The 18,344-nt window shown below is 61.2% G+C and carries 19 protein-coding genes, 2 tRNA genes and 1 riboswitch; of the genes, 12 read left to right on the top strand and 9 right to left on the bottom strand.

Annotated elements, in window-relative coordinates; translation table 11 throughout:
• Positions 1-94: 94 nt before the first annotated feature.
• On the top strand, positions 95-1,297 hold the full coding sequence (nadA, locus tag K0U62_05615; GenBank protein MCH9801004.1) for a quinolinate synthase NadA: 1,203 nt from the start codon (positions 95-97) through the stop codon (positions 1,295-1,297).
• Between the two features lie 30 nt (positions 1,298-1,327).
• Here nadA and K0U62_05620 read toward each other — a convergent pair whose 3' ends face one another.
• The 3 genes from K0U62_05620 to K0U62_05630 all read right to left on the bottom strand — a co-directional run bounded on the left by K0U62_05620 (position 1,328) and on the right by K0U62_05630 (position 3,737).
• On the bottom strand, positions 1,328-1,921 hold the full coding sequence (locus tag K0U62_05620; protein ID MCH9801005.1) for a hypothetical protein: 594 nt from the start codon (positions 1,919-1,921) through the stop codon (positions 1,328-1,330).
• A 10-nt stretch (positions 1,922-1,931) separates the two neighbouring features.
• Positions 1,932-2,834, bottom strand: coding sequence for a zinc metalloprotease HtpX (htpX, locus tag K0U62_05625; protein ID MCH9801006.1), 903 nt, complete (start codon positions 2,832-2,834; stop codon positions 1,932-1,934).
• A 108-nt stretch (positions 2,835-2,942) separates the two neighbouring features.
• Positions 2,943-3,737, bottom strand: a complete 795-nt coding sequence (locus tag K0U62_05630; protein MCH9801007.1) for a PspA/IM30 family protein — start codon at positions 3,735-3,737, stop codon at positions 2,943-2,945.
• Positions 3,738-3,819: 82 nt separating this feature from the next.
• Between K0U62_05630 and K0U62_05635 the strand changes: the two genes are divergently transcribed.
• From K0U62_05635 to K0U62_05650, 4 genes are all read left to right on the top strand, one after another.
• On the top strand, positions 3,820-4,452 hold the full coding sequence (locus tag K0U62_05635; protein MCH9801008.1) for a DUF3043 domain-containing protein: 633 nt from the start codon (positions 3,820-3,822) through the stop codon (positions 4,450-4,452).
• 41 nt (positions 4,453-4,493) lie between these two features.
• Entirely contained in the window at positions 4,494-5,495 is a 1,002-nt protein-coding gene (locus K0U62_05640; protein ID MCH9801009.1) for an aldo/keto reductase family protein, read from the top strand.
• A 111-nt stretch (positions 5,496-5,606) separates the two neighbouring features.
• Positions 5,607-6,068 (top strand): SRPBCC family protein, encoded by a 462-nt coding sequence (locus tag K0U62_05645; GenBank protein MCH9801010.1) that lies wholly within the window; start codon positions 5,607-5,609, stop codon positions 6,066-6,068.
• A gap of 132 nt (positions 6,069-6,200) precedes the next feature.
• Positions 6,201-6,404 (top strand): hypothetical protein, encoded by a 204-nt coding sequence (locus K0U62_05650; GenBank protein MCH9801011.1) that lies wholly within the window; start codon positions 6,201-6,203, stop codon positions 6,402-6,404.
• 63 nt (positions 6,405-6,467) lie between these two features.
• Here K0U62_05650 and K0U62_05655 read toward each other — a convergent pair whose 3' ends face one another.
• Positions 6,468-7,451, bottom strand: a complete 984-nt coding sequence (locus K0U62_05655) for a hypothetical protein (GenBank protein MCH9801012.1) — start codon at positions 7,449-7,451, stop codon at positions 6,468-6,470.
• On the bottom strand, positions 7,448-8,518 hold the full coding sequence (locus K0U62_05660) for a terpene cyclase/mutase family protein (protein ID MCH9801013.1): 1,071 nt from the start codon (positions 8,516-8,518) through the stop codon (positions 7,448-7,450). The genes K0U62_05655 and K0U62_05660 overlap by 4 nt, the downstream gene beginning before the upstream one ends.
• A 95-nt stretch (positions 8,519-8,613) precedes the next feature.
• Positions 8,614-8,742: riboswitch (cobalamin riboswitch) on the bottom strand.
• Between the two features lie 33 nt (positions 8,743-8,775).
• On the opposite strand from K0U62_05660, the gene K0U62_05665 reads away from it, so the two are divergent.
• The 6 genes from K0U62_05665 to K0U62_05690 all read left to right on the top strand — a co-directional run bounded on the left by K0U62_05665 (position 8,776) and on the right by K0U62_05690 (position 14,512).
• The gene (locus K0U62_05665; GenBank protein MCH9801014.1) at positions 8,776-9,831 is read left to right on the top strand and encodes an aspartate-semialdehyde dehydrogenase; all 1,056 of its coding nucleotides are present in this window, start codon (positions 8,776-8,778) and stop codon (positions 9,829-9,831) included.
• A complete protein-coding gene (cobU, locus tag K0U62_05670) occupies positions 9,828-10,391 on the top strand; it encodes a bifunctional adenosylcobinamide kinase/adenosylcobinamide-phosphate guanylyltransferase (protein ID MCH9801015.1) in 564 nt (187 codons plus the stop codon). Before K0U62_05665 ends, cobU begins: the two co-directional genes overlap by 4 nt.
• Complete coding sequence (gene cobT / locus K0U62_05675) at positions 10,382-11,482, top strand: nicotinate-nucleotide--dimethylbenzimidazole phosphoribosyltransferase (protein ID MCH9801016.1); 1,101 nt, start codon at positions 10,382-10,384, stop codon at positions 11,480-11,482. The genes cobU and cobT overlap by 10 nt, the downstream gene beginning before the upstream one ends.
• Positions 11,479-12,285, top strand: a complete 807-nt coding sequence (gene cobS, locus K0U62_05680; protein MCH9801017.1) for an adenosylcobinamide-GDP ribazoletransferase — start codon at positions 11,479-11,481, stop codon at positions 12,283-12,285. The genes cobT and cobS overlap by 4 nt, the downstream gene beginning before the upstream one ends.
• Before the next feature lie 302 nt (positions 12,286-12,587).
• Positions 12,588-13,646, top strand: a complete 1,059-nt coding sequence (locus tag K0U62_05685; GenBank protein ID MCH9801018.1) for a hypothetical protein — start codon at positions 12,588-12,590, stop codon at positions 13,644-13,646.
• A gap of 140 nt (positions 13,647-13,786) precedes the next feature.
• On the top strand, positions 13,787-14,512 hold the full coding sequence (locus K0U62_05690) for a M23 family metallopeptidase (GenBank protein ID MCH9801019.1): 726 nt from the start codon (positions 13,787-13,789) through the stop codon (positions 14,510-14,512).
• A 147-nt stretch (positions 14,513-14,659) separates the two neighbouring features.
• Here K0U62_05690 and K0U62_05695 read toward each other — a convergent pair.
• The 4 genes from K0U62_05695 to K0U62_05710 all read right to left on the bottom strand — a co-directional run bounded on the left by K0U62_05695 (position 14,660) and on the right by K0U62_05710 (position 17,223).
• Positions 14,660-14,732, bottom strand: a tRNA-Glu gene (locus K0U62_05695).
• Positions 14,733-14,806: 74 nt separating this feature from the next.
• Positions 14,807-14,878 (bottom strand) — tRNA-Gln (locus K0U62_05700).
• A gap of 64 nt (positions 14,879-14,942) precedes the next feature.
• Positions 14,943-16,415, bottom strand: a complete 1,473-nt coding sequence (gltX, locus tag K0U62_05705) for a glutamate--tRNA ligase (protein MCH9801020.1) — start codon at positions 16,413-16,415, stop codon at positions 14,943-14,945.
• A 16-nt stretch (positions 16,416-16,431) separates the two neighbouring features.
• Complete coding sequence (locus K0U62_05710; GenBank protein ID MCH9801021.1) at positions 16,432-17,223, bottom strand: fumarylacetoacetate hydrolase family protein; 792 nt, start codon at positions 17,221-17,223, stop codon at positions 16,432-16,434.
• A gap of 172 nt (positions 17,224-17,395) precedes the next feature.
• On the opposite strand from K0U62_05710, the gene K0U62_05715 reads away from it, so the two are divergent.
• A complete protein-coding gene (locus tag K0U62_05715) occupies positions 17,396-18,343 on the top strand; it encodes a DMT family transporter (GenBank protein MCH9801022.1) in 948 nt (315 codons plus the stop codon).
• Position 18,344 lies beyond the last annotated feature (1 nt).

Consider the following 18,344-nt stretch of genomic DNA (forward strand, 5'->3'; position numbering starts at 1 on the left):
TGTCAGGGTAGAACGAATCTGCCGTCAGGGCTATTCCCCGCCACAACTGCACACTACCCCCGGAGTCTTTCGCCGTGAGGTCAGCAGTGACAAGATGGGGGACGTGACCACCTTCACAGAGCCCGAGCCCACGCCATTGGCGCTGCTGCTTCTCGGCCAGGAGGCCGATCCTGACACTGAGCGCGGTATCGAATGTCCGGGAGATTTGCCCCCGGCATCTGATCCGGAACTGGTGGCACAGGTACGCGCAGCCAAGGAAGAACTCGGCGACCGGATGTTCGTTTTGGGGCATCACTACCAGCGAGACGAGGTCATCCAGTTCGCCGATGTCACCGGCGACTCTTTCAAGCTGGCACAGCAAGCCGCTGCCCGACCAGACGCCGAGTTCATCGTTTTCTGTGGCGTGCACTTCATGGCGGAGTCCGCTGACATCCTCACGGCGGCCAATCAGCAGGTGATTCTTCCGGACCTAGCGGCTGGCTGCTCCATGGCTGACATGGCCAACATCAAACAGGTGGAGGACGCCTGGCGAGTGATCGAACAAGCTGGCCTGGCGGAGAGCACCATTCCGATCACCTACATGAACTCCACCGCCGCTATCAAGGCCTTCACGGGACGCAACGCCGGCGCGGTTTGCACTTCCAGTAACGCCCAGCAATCGCTGGAATGGGCTTTCGAGCAGGGTGATCGGGTACTTTTCTTGCCGGATCAGCATCTCGGTCGCAATACCGCCGTCATGCAGTTGGGGCTGTCGCTAGACGACTGCGTGGTCTATGACCCACACAAGCGGGATGGCGGCTTGACCAGCCAAGAGTTGGCCGAGGCCAAGATGGTGCTGTGGCGGGGCCATTGTTCGGTACATGGTCATTTCGTCCCGGAAACGGTTGATGAGGTCCGCGAGCGAGTGCCCGGCGTGAACGTACTGGTGCACCCGGAGGTTCGCTACGAAGTGGCGACGAAGGCCGATCTGATTGGCTCCACCGAGTACATCATCAAGACCATCGAGACAGCCGAAGCTGGCTCCAAGTGGGCGATCGGCACGGAACTGAACTTGGTTCGGCGGTTGGCACTACAACACCCGGACAAAGAAATCGTGTTCTTGGATCGCTCGGTGTGCTTCTGCGCCACCATGAACCGGATAGATCTGCCGCACCTGAACTGGGCGCTGCAAGAACTGCGCCGCGGGAATGTGGTCAACCAGATCACGGTGGATGACCATACTGCGCATTGGGCTCGGGTAGCGCTGGATCGGATGCTGGCGCTGCCGGGGGTAACGGCGGCTGCCACCGCTGACTGACCCGGGCGAATCAAGCGACTCCGATTGACCTCAGTCGAGTCCGGGGGCTCCCCAGACGGCGAACCAGCGAGACAAGTTAGGTTCCAGGTTGAGCTCACCGGCCAGCAAATCACGCACTTGGATCTCGACCAGATTCTCGCGTGCGCCCGAGTTCCCCGAGCCGTCCGAACCTGGTTTCGGTACGAAGGGATAGAAGGTTCCCTGCTTGAACAGGTAGACCATGCCCAACTTCTCCCCCGCCGGACCGCGGAAAACGACCAGCGAGCACAACAGCGTCGAGCCAAAACCATGATCTTGCAGCGTGGCGTTGATCGCGTGCAGGTCGGTGACCAGCCCCGCAATGTCTGATGGCTCGCCACGAACAACCAACCAGGTGTAGCCGAAGTCATCTACCTGGGATTTAATTTTCGGTCCGCCGTCGGCGTCCAGCAGATCTTGAACCTCTTGCTGCACATCAGCGAAAGCTTTTCCTTGCGGTGCCCGGAAGGCTACTGAACCAATGCCGGCTGGCTGATAGTCCAGCGCCGCTTGCAAGGTGATCGCAGCGCTAGGTAGCCCGAACAACTGGTCCAGATCTGCGCGCGGCGGCTTTTTTCGCCCCATGATGCTGTCAAAGAAACCCATGTTTGCTTCCCTATTGGCCGAGTTCGGCGGCGACTTTCGCCAAGTTTTCCAGCCGCTTTTCGAGCGGTGGGTGACTGGCGAAGACCTTAGCCAGATCCACCCCACCGCCACGACCGATGGCCGGGAAGAACGCCATGGATGAAACCGCGTCCATCTCTCGCAAATCGCGGGTGGGGATCTGGGCCATATCGCCACTGATCTTTTGCAGTGCCGAAGCCAGCCCGTCTGGATTGCCGGTGAGCATCGCACCAGAACGGTCCGCAGACAGTTCTCGATAGCGGGATAGCGCAGCCGTGAGGATGTAGGAAATCACGTAGACCAGCGCAGACACCAGCATGACCGCAAGGAACACCAGCGCCGTGTTGTTGTCGCGCCGATCCCGCATCAAACTGCCCCACATCGCCGAGCGGATGAGCAGACCAGCCAGGATCGCCGAAAAGGACGCAACTGTCATCACCGTGACATCGCGGTGCGCCACATGAGACAACTCGTGGCTGAGCACTCCCTCAAGTTCATCACGATCGACTCGGCGCAGCAGCCCGGTGGTGACACACACCACGGCTCGCTTGGGCGACCGCCCGGTGGCGAACGCGTTGGGCACGTCGGTGTCTGCGATAGCTACCCGCGGTTTGGGCATATCTGCCAGGGCGCAGAGCCGATCCACCATGCCGTGCAACTGCGGGGCGTTTTCCGGGGAGACTTCACGCGCCCCCATCGAACGCAGCGCCATAGAATCCGAGAAGTACCACTGCGCCCACAACATCCCGCCAGCGATGACCAGCACGAAGATGGCCCCGAAGCCGAGAGCGATCAGTGCAACCATCAAGACCACATACAGCAGCATCAAGCCACCCATGGTGCTGAACATCCGTCTGGTCAGTCCGGGATCGTTGACGTATCTGGTCTTAGCCACGCTGTAATTGTGCAACACGTAGTGACTCGCCACCTGCCGCGTCCGCTCAGGGCGCAAACTGGCGAGCAGTCACCCAGATCGGGTTACCTCATTGAGTTACCGTCAGGATTAGCTGCTGGCGGGCGGAGTATCCGCCTCGTCGGCAGGCTGTCCCTGCCGCTTGGACTCGGTGCCACCGGACTCAATGGCGTCGGGGGTAGCCGTACCGCCGATCTCAGCACGCAAAGATGCGAGTTCGTCTTCGACCTGATTCTCCGATGCCATCGCTTCGAGTTCCCGGGTCAGGCTGTCCTTGCTGGTCCCGGTGAGGTCCTCCAGCGCCCCAGAGGCGACTAACTCGTCAATGGCACCTGCCCGCGCCTGCATTCCCTGAGTCTTTTCCTCAGCCCGCTGGATAGCGAGACCGACGTCGGACAGTTCATCGGATACCCCGGCAAATGCCTCGTTGATCTTGGTCTGTGCCTCAGCGGCCGAGTACTGCGCTTTGATGGTTTCTTTGCGAGTACGGAAGGAGTCGATCTTCGCCTGCAACCGCTGTGCTGCGTCGATCATCTTTTCCTCCTGACCCAGTAACTGGGCCAGTTGCGCTTGCAGGTCCTCCAACTGAGTGCTCAACCCGCTGCGGCGGGTCAAGGCCTCACGGGCCAAGTCCTCGCGACCACCTGACAACGCGGCCTTGGCTTGAGCCGTCAGTTTGTCTGCTTGCTTTTGCAGTCCCTGGATCTGCAGCTCCACCCGCTTGCGGGAAGTCGCTACGTCAGCAACACCACGGCGGACCTTCTGCAGTAACTCCAACTGCTTCTCATATGAGTAGTCCAAAGTCTCGCGGGGGTCTTCCGCCTTGTCTAAGGCCTTGTTTGCTTTGGATTTGAAGACCAGTTTGAATCGCTGCCAGAGGCCCATCTCGTTCCTTCCATCGGTCCGGCCCGTTCGACTTTGCATCGACCGGTTCGTGCGCCTGTCCCCCAAGGTTATCCTTATCTACATGTTCGGACGTCGCAGCCAACCCGAAAGTGAAGTCGCACCCTCGGCTCCCACCGAGGAAGACACCAACCGTAGCCCCGCGCAAGCAAAAAAGGGACGCCCTACGCCTAGCCGGAAAGAGGCCGAGGCCAACCGGAAAACCCGCCTGAAAGCGTCTGCCGACAACAAGGCCGCCAAGAAGGAAATGAAGGCTCGCGAGCGGGAAGAACGGATGACCGCTCGTCAAGGAATGATGGCTGGCGACGAGCGGTATTTTCCGGCCCGAGATCAGGGCCCTGGCAAGGCATACACCCGCGACTACGTGGACAGCCGCCGGCGACTCAGCGAGTATTTCCTGTTCATCGCGGTCGGAATCCTGCTTGCCGGCTTCGTGCAGAGCCCACAGGCGAAGAACATTGTGTCGCTGCTGTGGTTCTTGGTCGCCGGCTTGGTCGTGTTGGACGTCACCTGGTTCTTGATCGCCTTCAGCCGTCGGCTGAAGGCAGAGTTCCCCGATCCCGCCGACCGCAAGGGCTGCAAGCTATACGCTGCGATGCGGCTGCTTCAGATTCGTCGCCTTCGTATTCCCCCGCCCCGACTACGGCCCGGGGGTAAGCCGGTGAAGCCGAAGAAGCCGAAAGAGCCACAAAGTTAGCCGCTGAGTAGTGACGGCGGCACGAGGCGAGGAGGAACGCCATGGAGCACCGTCATTTAGGAAGTTCTGGTCTCAAGGTCAGTGAGCTGGCCTACGGTAACTGGATCACGCATGCCTCCCAAATCGAACAGAAACAGGCTGAGGCATGTGTACATGCCGCATTGGACGCGGGTATTACCACCTTCGACACTGCTGACGTCTACGCCGGCACCCGCGCCGAAGAAGTTCTCGGCCATGCCCTCAAAGAGCAGCGACGTGATGGTTTGGAGATCTGTACCAAGGTGTACTGGCCGACTGGCCCTGGTCCCAATGATGTCGGACTGTCTCGCAAGCACATCCTCCGGTCCTGCGAAGGCTCGCTGCAGCGCCTCGGCACCGACTACATCGACCTTTATCAAGCCCACCGCTTCGATGTCGCAACCCCGCTGGAAGAGACCATGCGCGCCTTCAACGACTTAGTGCGGTCGGGCAAAGTTATGTACATTGGCGTCTCAGAATGGACCGCCGGCCAGATTCGAGCGGCGCTCCGGATCGCCGACGATCTCGGCCTAGATCGGATCGTGTCCAATCAGCCGCAGTACTCCATGTTGTGGCGGGTGATTGAGTCCGACGTCGTCCCGGTTTGCGAGGAAAACGGCATCGGGCAAATCGTGTGGTCCCCGCTGGCGCAAGGCGTGCTGACCGGCAAGTACCGCCCTGGCGTCGAGCCACCGAAAGATTCCCGGGCGCAGTCCAAAGAGGGCTCCTACTTCATCAAGCGTTGGCTGGACCAGCCAGGGCTGCTGGAGCGGGTGCAACAACTCGGTGACTTGGCCAAGCAGACCGATCTCTCGCTGCCGCAACTGGCGCTTGCCTGGGTGCTCAACCAACCCGGGGTATCTGCGGCCATCATTGGTGCTAGTCGCCCGGAACAGGTGCACGAGAACATTCGGGCGGTCGGCGTGCAACTGGATGAGCAACTGTTGAAGGCCATCGACGATTTGCTCGCAGACGCCATCATCACCGACACCGGCCTCACCCGCTCTCCCGAGCAACGGCCCTAGGGGAGCCCAAACACTCCGGCTGACCGAACTTCCCGCCTCGTTCCGGCGGCGAAGCGAGCGGGTAACCGGCTAACTTAGTCAATAGCTAGAAGCCACTTTGCAGGAGCCCACATGAATGAAATGGTCGTTCAGCAGCAGGTCGATGCCCCAGCCGAAACGGTGTGGCGGGTCGTCACCGACGTGGAGCATGCGGCCGAGTTCATCTCCGGCATAACTCATATCGAGCGGGTGGATACTGGTTCCGATTTCGTTGCCGGTTTCAGCTGGCGCGAGACTCGCCGAATGTTCGGCAAGGAGGTCACCGAACTCATGACCGTCGTCGCAGTTGAGGAAGGACATTCCTACGACGTGGAGTCCATCAGCCGCGGCGCGAACTACTACTCCACGGTCACAGTGGCCGCTAGCGGTTCCGGCAGCATGTTGACGATGAGGTTCCGCGGCGAGGCGCAAGGGACCGTCAACAAACTCCTGGTCAACCTCGTCGGCCGACTGTTCGCCGGGGTCAATCGAAAAGCCATGCAACAGGACCTGCTTGATATTGCGGCCGTTGCAGAGCAAAACTCGCGCACCTGACGCCCGACGATCCGTCGGACAGACACGAGTGGTGCCGCTCGACTGGCGAACCCTCGGCCGTGGCAGTACCACTTTCGACGGCTGTGCCAAATACTGGCAGTCACGGGCGAGGCTGGGCGCTAGGCTCGTCTCATGGCTTGGACATGGCAGTATCTGTCGGCAGAGGGCAAGGCAATGACACCTGCGGCTGGCGACCTGGATTTTCCGAATCAGTCGGATGCTGAGAGTTGGCTGGGGGAAACCTGGCGGGAACTGCGAGAACAAGGGGTTTCGTCAGTGACGCTGCTAGAGGACACTCGCGAGGTCTACGGGCCGATGTCGCTGTTCGAGCAATAGTTCAGCAATGGACTCACGCCACAGACGGCACCGTCAGTCAGCCTGCCAGGTGGCGCCCCACAACTACGAGGAACGACGGCGATAGCGCAGTAGGAACCATCCCGCTAATCCCGCCACCAGCACCAGCGCGATCACCGCAAGTGGCGACGGCCCAGTTGATCGGCTGACCTGACCGGTTTGCACCGCAGCAGCGTTCGATTCGATGTCTGCTGGCGGGGAAGTATTCGGCGACGCTGCCCCAGTCTCACTGGAGTCAGGCGTGGAACTCGGTGAGCGCTTGTCATTGTCGCTAGCCGTTGGTCGCGACGACTTCTTGCCCTTACTAGCTGATGGGGACGGAGCAGTCGAGGCAACCGATCCCGACGGCGTCTGCTTCGGACCGCTAAGAGTCGGGGTGGCGTTGGGGCTATCGGCACCGCCGGACTTCTCGTTCTGTTGCTTGTCCGTTCGCTCTTTCTTCTTGTCTTTCGAACCAGTCGGATCGGTTGGTGAGGTCGCCGGTGCCGCACCCTTCGGTGAAGTGGTGGCTGATGGTTGGTCACTGACCGCGGGAGCGCACTCGCCCTGCGGATAGCCGTTGATGGCGCAGATCAGACCGCCCTCAACTCGGATTTCACTCACCTGTTGCAGCACCTGACCGCCGGTGTTGTTCTCGGGTAGTTGTGCACATCCACCGGTTGCAGCTGACGGATTTTGCCCAGCGGGCGCGTCGCCGGCTCCTCCGTAGTCAATGACGACCGCAACTCGCTTCATCCCACTGGCAGCGGGAACGTCAGCACAGAACTGCTGGAACGCGACCGCAGGTGCGATGGTGGGTTCCGCGCCCTGACCACCAACCCCAGCACTCACGGCGAACCGCCACCCTTCCACCGCACCGTCAGCCGGGACGGCAGAAGACGGGCCCACCGGCGAAAATGTCCACGCCTGCCCGGCACCACTCCAGTAGGTCCAATAGCGGTAGTTCGTTGCCTGCGCGCTGGCAGTGCCGAGGATGCCGCCCATCAGCAGCATCGCAACGGCAACCGCTAGCGCACGAGCCCGGGTCACTGCAGCGAAGCCTTCAACTGTTTCACCAGATTCACACCACCGAACTTCTTGGGGTTTTCATTGGTCGCACCAGCCACCAGCAACAGCGTTCCCAGCGCACCGGCATCCGGCTGACCATCGGTTTCGGTGTAGACGGGTGCCTCATCCTGCAACGCAGCCAGGGCAGCCTTCACCTGCTTGCCATACCGATCGGAAGACTTAAACGCCAACAGCGCATAGGCAGTGGCCGAAGAGTCGACCCCGTCACCGAAACTGCTGGGCAGCATTCCGTCGTTCTTCTTCAACTGCTTCTTCAGCGATGCCAACAGGCCGCCCACGAGTTTAGGCTTGCTGGCCTCCTCGCCGCACTTGATCGCACCGCCATCGCTGGCCTGTGCAGTCGCAGCCACTGGCAACTGTGTCAGCAGTCCCAACGCACCCTGAGCGGACGCGAGCAGGTTGGCACTCTTCGGGCTCTTCTGATAGGACAGCTGCCCCCGGGCACTCTTTCCTGCCTCGCAGCGCAACTGCGTCTTCTTGAGGAACTTCTTGCCCTGCTTCAGAGCCTGCTTATTGTTGTCGGAAACCCGCGAACCGCGAATGGCAGCCAGGGCCAGGCCGGTGCTGTTGGCGTCGCTGAGACCACCACCGATGTAAGGGAAACCACCATCAGGGTTTTGCACCTCTCGAAGCCAGGCAACCGCACGCTTGCTCGGCTTACTCTTACCGACCACTGCCAGCGCCATGGCCGCCATCGCGGTGGAGTTAGTATCCGGTCCGGTAAAAGCCTCCGGATCACCCGGGTCACAAGCAGCCAAGAGGTCATTCCGATATGCCTGGAAGGAACCGTCACCGCATTGCTGATTGCTCAGCCACGTCACCGAGGAATCCGGCACCTTGCGGTCTACCGCAACCATGCCGGATATCGCCAGCCCCTGGCGGTACACGCCGTCGAAGGACGGATCCTGCACACCGAAGCGGCCAGCGTCATCCTCTTCGGCAGTAGGAACGGCGGAGGCCGCGGGCATTAACGCCCCAGTTCCCAGCGCTAGTACGGCGGCAGCAGCCACCAGTGAACGTCGAATCATGATCCCTCCCAGGGTCTCGAGGCCAGCTAAGCGGCACTGCAACTGCAGCAGCTTGGGGATCCGGGATCCGGACTCCACTCCGCGTGCCTCGACGGTTGAAGCCGTTCATCTTCGTCAGGTGCTCCGGCTTCCCTCGCGGGTTACGGTTGCGGGTCAGCGCCGGATTTTCACCGGCTTCCCCTGAACATCGAAAATGTCCGATTGCCAAGAGAATAGCCCACAATCCACTCATTACCGAAACCGCAATAACCCTGGGGATGGCGGCAGCGCCGGCAGATACTCTGGACCACATGAGAATTGGAGTAGTCGGAGCAACCGGACAGGTCGGAACCGTTATGCGGGAAATCTTGGCCGAACGGAAGTTCCCGGTCACTGAACTACGATTGTTCGCCTCTGCGCGGTCGGCGGGTCGAACAGTAGCCTGGCGGGACGACAGCATCACCATCGAAGATGCCGCAGTTGCGGATCCCACCGGTTTGGACATCGTGTTGTTCTCCGCCGGCGGCAGCACTTCGCAACGGCTGGCACCAATATTTGCCGAAAAAGGCGCCACCGTTATCGACAACTCCAGCGCGTGGCGACTGGACCCTGATGTTCCGCTGGTCGTCGCCGAGGTGAATCCGGAGCAGGCGAGACAAGCGAGCAAAGGCATCATCGCTAACCCGAACTGCACCACGATGGCTGCCATGCCGGTGTTGAAGCCACTACACGATGCGGCCGGATTACGTCGACTTGTGGTGAGCACTTACCAAGCTGTCAGCGGAAGTGGGCTAGCCGGCGTGCAGGAACTGGCTGATCAGACCGAGAAACTCAGCAGCGAGTCCCACGCGCTCACCCACGCGCCACACGACCTCACCCTGCCCGACCCAGAGGTCTACGTGGCACCCATCGCATTCAACGCGCTGCCGATGGCAGGCAACCTAGTCGATGACGACAGCGGCGAAACAGACGAGGAACAAAAACTGCGCAACGAGAGCCGCAAGATCCTAGACATCCCTGACCTGGCGGTCAGCGGAACCTGCGTGCGTATTCCGGTATTCACTGGTCACTCACTCAGCATCAACGCCGAGTTCGCCCAGCCGCTCGATCCGGAGCGGGCCACCGAACTGCTGGCCGCGGCACCCGGAGTGGAACTAGCCGAGGTACCCAACCCACTGGCAGCAGCTGGTCGCGACCCGAGTTACGTGGGTCGTATCCGGGTGGATCAGTCCGTTCCCGACGGTCATGGTCTGGCGCTCTTCCTCAGTAATGACAACCTACGCAAGGGAGCAGCGCTCAACGCGGTACAGATCGCTGAACTGCTGGTGCCATGACGCTGACCGCCAGAGTGCTCTACCTCGGTGGGGCACGATCGGGCAAGAGCACCGCAGCCGAAGCACGCGTTGCCGAGTTGCCGACCACCTACGTCGCTACCTCATCGTCGGATCCTGCTGATCCTGAGTGGCAGGACCGGATTACGCTGCACCGAGCACGTCGGCCGGAGCATTGGCGCACGGAAGAAACTCGCGATCTCCCGCAACTAGTTGCGACAGCAACACCAGAACAGCCAGTCCTTATTGACTGCCTCACCCTGTGGTTGAGCGGAATGCTCGATGACCTCAACGCCTGGTCAATGCCAACCGAGTCAGCGGCCCTCGCCACCGCCAACCAGGCAATCAGTGACCTCACCGAGGCAATTGTCGCCGCTGCTGGCGGCGTTGTCCTAGTCAGCAACGAGGTGGGCAGTGGCATCGTGCCAGACACCGTCTCAGGCCGTGTCTTCCGCGATCTGCTCGGTCGCTGCAACACGCGAGTGGCTGCCGCTTGCGATGAAGTAAACCTAGTCGTCGCCGGTTGTATCGTGCCGGTCAAGCCAATCGGAGGATCGGCGTGATTACCCCACAACTACCCGGTCCCGATGCTGAGCAACGGACTGAGACCGAGAGTTACCTCGACCGACTCACCAAACCTCCGGGCTCACTAGGGAGACTGGAACAGCTGGCGGTCTGGGCTGCCGGAGTACAAGAACGCACACCACCACTGCCATTTCAGCAGGTTCGTCTCGTCATCTTCGCTGGCGACCACGGTGTTGCTCGCGCCGCTGGCACCTCTGCTTTCCCCAGCGAAGTCACCGCACAAATGGTGGCCAACTTTCACAACGGCGGCGCTGCCGCGAACGTACTAGCGGAACGCAACGGAGCCACCGTGCGGGTGATCGACGCGGCTGTGGATTCTGACTACGAGGGTCTGCCCGTCCCGACCGACGTAGCCAAACACCGGATCCGCCGGAGTAGCGGCCCGCTGGATCGCGAGGATGCGCTGACCCGAGAAGAAGCCGAGGCCGCGCTAGAACTTGGGCGCAACATCGCAGATGAGGAAATCGACTCCGGCGCGGATCTGCTCATCGCCGGCGATATGGGTATCGGGAACACCACCCCCGCCGCTGCACTCATCGCAGGTATTACCGGATCCGACCCAGTCTCGGTCTGTGGCCGCGGCACCGGAATCGATGACGAGACCTGGATGCGAAAAGTGGCCGCGATCCGCGACGGCTTGTGGCGTGCCCGAGATTGGCGCCCCGACCCGGTGGCGTTGCTGGCGACCGTCGGTGGCGCTGACCTGGGCGCCATGGCGGGTTTCCTCGGCCGGGCAGCCCAGCGCGGCGTACCGGCGCTATTGGACGGTGTGGTGGTGGGAGCCGCCGCTTTGCTGGCGGAGCGGATTGACCACGGCGCCCGCCGGTGGTGGTTGGCTGGACACCAGTCGGCTGAACCGGCTCATGTCATCTGCCTAGATCACCTGGATCTCGAGCCGCTGCTCACGCTGTCTATGCGCCTCGGCGAGGGATCGGGCGCCCTGACCGCGCTGCCCATTCTGCAGGCTGCACTTGCAACCGCCAGTGAGATGGCTACCTTCGATCAAGCCGGGGTTGATGATGGCTCCGCGCCCCCGCCCGGGGAGGTCGATCCGGAGGACCTGCCATGACTCAGACGCTGCGATTGTCGCTAGGCATGTTCACTATTCTTCCCGTGGCGCCTCGTGGCGAGTTCCGGCCGACACCCCGGCAAATCCGCGGCATGATCCTGCTGGCTCCCTTGGTCGGCTTACTGATTGGCTTGGCACTAGCCGCCGCACTGTTCCTGATCCGCGAAGGAGCCAAGTGGCTGCACGGCGGCACCGAGCATGTCCCCGGCAACAGCCTGGCGGCGTTACTGACCATCGGGTTGTTAGTACTCATCACCGGCGGCCTACACCTAGACGGTCTCGCCGACACCGTCGACGCTATGGCCTGCCACAAGGATCGAGCCGGGGCACTGCAAGTGATGCGGCGGTCCGATGTGGGACCCCTCGGTGTGGTGGCGGTTGTGATGGTGCTGCTGATTCAGGTCCTGGCACTGGCAGTTGCCCTCGACTACGGCCACGGGGCCGTCGCAATCGTGACCGCAGTTGTCGCGGGTCGGTTAGCGGCTGTTTGGGCTTGTCGACTTCCTGCGGCGCGTCCTGACGGTCAAGGCTCCTGGGTCGCTCGCTCGACGAATGCGGTTCAGGCCACCATCGTGACGATACTGTCGCTGCTGATTCCGCTTGGCCTCATGTTCGTCAACCACGATCCATCCCGGATTTCACTGATCCTGGCGTTGGCAGCTATTCCTGCTGGGCTGATCGTCACCGGGTTGCTGCAGCGATGGTGGGCACATCGCTTTGGCGGCATCACCGGCGACACCATCGGTGCCGGCGTCGAAGTCTGCACGGCGGTCACATTAATCGTGATTGCGCTCGCTCCGTAATCCTGCCCGGTGCACACGAGCCACCGCCCACTAACGACAAATCACCGCGCGGTGCTGCGCCCTTCGACATGCACGCTAACCCCACCAATCCTGGCTGTGAGGAGCCTCACAGCAGAGCAGGTTTAGCGTCGGGCGACTGTGGCGATACCTGCCACGGGTTCAACAGAAATCGAACTCGTAGGCCTCGGAAAGTCCGAGACCAGGAGACACCGACATAGGTAGGTGGTGAGCCAAGCAGCAGCGTTGCTGGGCTGTCCGTCTGTTTGCCGATGTCTCGCGTTATTTCCTGGAGGGAAAGAACAATGAAGACAAGCACAGTGATGGCCACCGGTATGAGCGGCCTACTCCTCGCCGGATTGGTGGGAACGGCCGTACCAGCCATGGCCGCTGATAGTTCAACGGCCGCTGTCGGAGACAGCTCAGTGTCCGCCGCAGTGGCGGGCAAGACGTACCAGAAATCACGCGTCGTGAATTTCCACGCAAACAAGGAGAATTCCACGCCTGGCCAAACCATCAAACTGCGTGGCCGGGTAGCCCACAACCACCACCGGCACACTCGCGTGGTCATTCAGAAGCAGCTGGACAGCGGAAACTGGAAGAAGGTCAGCAAGACCTTTACCAAGCGGAATGGTCATTTTGTGGCCAAGAAAGCTTTCCGTCATGACGGTGACTTCACACTTCGCGCTAAATCTCAGGGACGCCACTTCAGTGAGGAGATCGGAGTTAGTGTTGCCAGCCCGACTCCACCCGATAACAGCCAGATCTACGTCACCGCTGGAGATACCCAGGCATTGTTGGACGCGATTAACACTGCGCCGGACGGGGCCACTTTGTACCTGAATGGCACGTACAACGTAACTACCACTACGGACGCCAGCGGCTGGGACGCCGGTGTGGTGATCGGCAAGAACCTCACCTTGGCTGGTGGCACCATTCAGTCCGACGGCACCGATAACGTGATTTCAGTGCACAAGGGCGTCACGCTGACTTTGGATGATGGCATCAACATCACCGGTGGCTACGCCGGCCAGGGTGGCGGCATCTGGAACCTCGGCACTGTAGTCGTCAACGATGCCTACATCTGGGGTAATGAAGCTGATCAAGGTGCTGGCGTCTACAACAAAGCGGGCGCAACCTTCACTCTGAACGGTGGCCGGATCGACAAGAACACTGCCAACATCGCTGGCGGCGGCATCGACAACAAGGGAACGGTTTACCTGAACGACGGTGCCATCACCCAGAACACCTCAAAGGGTAACTATGGCGGGATCGTGTCAGATGGACAGGTGTTCAATGCTGACGGTCAACTCATCACGAGCTCCTCGCTGGTATTCGACAACTCCACCGATATCTGGGGCTAGGCACTAGTTCCGCAACTCAATGGCGGGGACACCTCAACAGGTGTCCCCGCCATTCGTGGTTTTGCGGCAACTTGGTCGATCAGCAAACTTCTCAGCGTTAACATAAACCGGTCGGGCAGTTGGGCACGAGGGAGCAGCCGGTGGGTGGACTAGGGAACGCAGTTGTTGCTGCCGCAGCAACGGCATCGCTGCTTGCTGGGGGATCAATGACCACCGCCGCCGCCACGGCAACTCCGGCCGTGGTGATCAATCTGACCCCACTCACCCAGCCAGCTGTGGCTGCCGCAGCTGCGGCTGAACTTCCACCCGAGCCATTCGCGAAGACCGCCGGGCTACCGCTGCTGCCACTGGCCGACAAAGTTGTGCGCTATACCTACCACGAGTCAATGTTTTCCGAGGCGCTGCCACTGCGGCCACGCGGTCGAGCAAAGTTTGTCGGTCATCCAAACTTCCGGGCACCCAAGCGGACTCCGGGGCCGAAATACTTCGTGCTGCCCTCACGGGGGCGAGGGACCGGGTCGACGACCGCCACTGATGTCGTCCTACGCAAGGGCACCAAGGTCGCATCACCCGTCTCCGGAAAGGTGGTGGCCACCACTGACTACCGGCTCTATTGCCGCCGCCCGGATACCCGCATCATCCTGCGACCCCAAGGCCGACCGGACTTGCGTGTCGTCATCTTCCATGTGGATCGTCCTCGAGTAAAGCGGGGCGACAAAGTGGTCGCCGGGGAGACGGTCTTGGCCCGGGTGCGGCATTTCGCCAACTCTCGCGCCCAATACGACGACTTCGTTCCTGGGAACCACCCACACATTCACCTAGAAGTTCAGCGCGGCAAGGTGTTCCCCGTCCCCGGTTGCAAGTAACGCCTACGGCTCGCCGTTCGCCACAGCTAGGCGCGATCAGTTCTCGCCCAGACCACATTGAGTGGCTCCGCAAGATCACCGGTAGACCACCACAGTGACCGGAAAATGCAACGAGGGCGGTCTTCGGAAAGACCGCCCTCGCGGATGTAGCCCCGACGGGATTCGAACCCGCGCTACCGCCTTGAGAGGGCGGCGTGCTAGGCCGCTACACAACGGGGCCAGGGGTGATGCCGATTAGACGCCATGCTGCCCATCGCTGGTGCGCTTGGGCGCCGTGACACCTGATCGGTATCGCTGGGGTACCAGGACTCGAACCTAGAACAACTGAACCAGAATCAGCCGTGTTGCCAATTACACCATACCCCAAGGGTGTGATCGGGCTCCCGAACAGCGTCGTGCGCAAGTGCCCAACCCGCTTGAGTATAGGCCATTAGGACAACGTCTCGATACCACGCTGCAGCCGAACCAGTGACGACTCCCGTCCCAGAAGTTCCAAAGATTCGAATAGCGGCGGGGACACTCGCCGACCGGTGACTGCCACCCGCACCGGACCGAAGGCTAGTCGGGGCTTCAACCCCAGCGACTCGATCAAGGCCTCCCGCAATGAGGCTTCAATGCTGGCTAGATCCCACTCCGGCAACGCTGTCAACGCCTCGTGCGCGGCCTGGAGCACCGAGAGTGCATCTGGCTTGAGCACCTTCTGGGCATCCTGCGGATCGACGCTGAAATCGTCGTCACCGACAAACAGGAACGCCACCATGTCCTCGGCTTGGTTCAACGTGTCCATTCGGGTGTGAATCAGCGGCACCACAGCAGCGAGGGTGGCCCGCTGCTCCTCAGTCGGCGGATCAGTGATCAGCCCGGCAGTAGCCAGGAACGGCACCAACCGCTCAACAATCTCGTCCTCGGAGAGCGCTCGCATCCAGTCGCCGTTGATCGCCGTACACTTCTTCAGATCAAATCGCGCCGGGTTGGGATTGACCCGCGCGATGTCGAAATTCTCGGCCATTTCCGCGCGTGAGAAGAACTCCCGATCCTCACCGATTGACCAGCCCAATAGCGCCAGATAGTTGGCCAGCCCTTCCGGTAAGTAGCCAGCTTCGCGATACATATTCAACGAAGATTCTGGGTCCCGCTTCGACAGTTTCCGATTTCCCTCCCCCATCACATACGGAAGATGCCCGAACTGCGGAGTGGGCCGGTCGATGATCCCGACCGCGCGCAGTGCATCGTAGAGCGCTAGCTGTCGCGGGGTGGAGCTGAGCAAGTCCTCGCCGCGCAAGACGTGGGTGATCTGCATCAATGCATCATCGAGTGGGTTCACCAGGGTGTAGAGCGGATCACCGTTGCCGCGCACCAACACGAAGTCCGGAATCGCACTCGCCGCCACCTCTATCCGGCCACGGACCAGATCATCAAAGGCGAAATCGGTGCCCGGCATCCGGAATCGAATCGCAGCTGAGCGGTCCTCATCTCGGAACCGCTGCCGCTGCTCCTCGGTGAGATCCCGGCAGTGACCGTCGTAGCCTGGTGGCCGCCCTTCAGCGCGGGCCTGTTCCCGCCGCTGTTCCAACTCCGCCGGGGTGCAGAAACAGGGGTAGGCGAAGCCACCGTCTTGTAGCCGCTGTGCGGCGTCGGCGTAGATATCAAGCCGTTCCGATTGGCGATACGGACCCAACGGTCCGCCTACTTCCGGGCCCTCGTCCCAGTCCAGACCCAACCACCGCAGTGCATCGAGCAGCGCCTGGTAAGACTCTTCGGAGTCCCGGGCAGCATCGGTGTCTTCAATGCGAAAGACGAAGGTCCCATCGTTGTGTCGAGCGAATGCCCAGTTGAACAGTGCAGTCCGCAACATGCCCACGTGCGGGTTACCTGTCGGTGACGGACAAAACCGCACCCGCACACTCGGATCAGTAGCGCTAGTCACTCAAACTCACCTCATTGCCCAACGTCCCGATTCCGGGAATCTCGACCGTCACTCGGTCACCATCGCGCAGCGGTCCCACTCCTGCCGGGGTCCCGGTGAGAATCACATCACCGGGTAGCAGTGTCATCACTGAGGACACCCACGCAACGAGTTCCGGTACCGAAAACATCATGTCCGCCCCGGAACCTCGCTGAACCTCGTCACCATTCAGCGAAGTAATGATCTCCGCCGTCGCCGGGTCGAAGTCGGTGCGGATCCACGGTCCTAGCGGGCAAAAAGTGTCGAAGCCCTTGGCTCGTGCCCACTGGTTGTCACGAGCCTGCAAGTCACGAGCGGTGACGTCGTTACCGCAGGTGTAGCCGAGGATGACGTCGCCGGCGTCCTCGGCCGCCACGTGCCGACACATCCGCCCGATCACCACCGCCAACTCGCCTTCGTATTCCACCTGCTGCGACTGCTCCGGCAGTCTGATGTTCTCGTCGGGTCCGATGACGCTGGTGCTGGGTTTCAGGAAGGCTAGCGGCTCATCGGGAACTTCTGACTTCATTTCCGCGGCGTGATCGGCGTAGTTCTTGCCAATGCCGATGACTTTGGCGGGCAAGACTGGGGCTAGCAGCCGCACTGTGGCCAGCGGTAGCGTCAGGTCCACCAAGTCGGGATCTGTGTAAGGGTGTCCGCGCATCGGCCGAACCACGGCGCTGGCCGGATCGAATTCAGCCCCGTCCGCAGCTTCAATGACGCCGTAGGCGACCGTGCTCTCCAGCGAGAATCGAGTGATCAGCATGATCCTCCCAGAGTAGGGGGCAGGACGTTTCGCTAGTAACTCGGCTGGTTCCCCCAATCGTGGCCGGGGTGCATCACACTGGGTGGGTGCGGTCATCTCCACAGCAGCGTCAGCGCCGATCTGGCTGCCACCGATCAGACGCGCAACGAATCGCTGCCGGTGGTGAAGTGTGATGGCGGGCCGATCGTGGGTACTCGCCTATCTGGCGCTGGCACTCATGTGGGGTATGAGTTTCGCCTTCAATCAACTGTCACTGGAATCATTTACTCCCCTGCAGATCACCGCAGGCCGGATGGGTCTAGGTGGATTGACTCTGCTGACCATTTTGCTGGTCACGAAGAACGCCCCGCGACCCAACCGCACCGAGTTACGACACCTGATCATTCTTGGCGTATTCGGTCTCGCGCTGCCATTCACCTTGATTTCCTTCGCCCAGACACAAATCACCTCCATCCTGGCGGGGCTGCTCAACGCGGCCACACCACTGTTCGCGGGCATCATCATTACGCTGCTGATCCCTGCCGAACGACCTGACCGAACGCAGGCGGTGGGACTCGTCGTGGGTTTCGCGGGCATCGCGGTGCTGATCGGTGTGTGGGAAGCATTTGACGAGGGCTTCGCCACCCCTGCTGGTATTGCAGCGATGATCGGGGCCAGCCTGTGCTACGGCTTTGCTACCTCCTTCAGCCGCTTGAAGCTGTCCGCTTCCAGCCTGTCGGGAAGTCAGCTCAGCTCGGTGCAACTACTGGCAGGCGCGGGAATGGCGCTGCTCTTGCTTCCGATAGACCCAGTGCCCGATCGCGGGGGCATCACGTGGTCGGCAACTGCGGCTCTCGTAGTACTCGGTGTGCTCGGCACCGGTGTGGCGATGGTGCTGATGTGGCACGTCATTCGACAAGCGGGTTCCACTATTGCCGCGACTGTCACTTACGCGATCCCAGTGGTGTCCACCACCATCGGTGTGACGCTGTTGGCCGAACGACTGGAGTGGAATGAGATTGTCGGCGGCCTGATTGTCATCTTCGGCGTCGTACTGACCCAATGGACGCAACTGACCCGGCGTCACGACTTCGGCGGCACTCGCGCATCGACGACAGCGGAGACGACTGAGGCTGGCTAGT

The organism is Actinomycetes bacterium (genome assembly GCA_022599915.1).
Lineage (GTDB): Bacteria > Actinomycetota > Actinomycetes > S36-B12.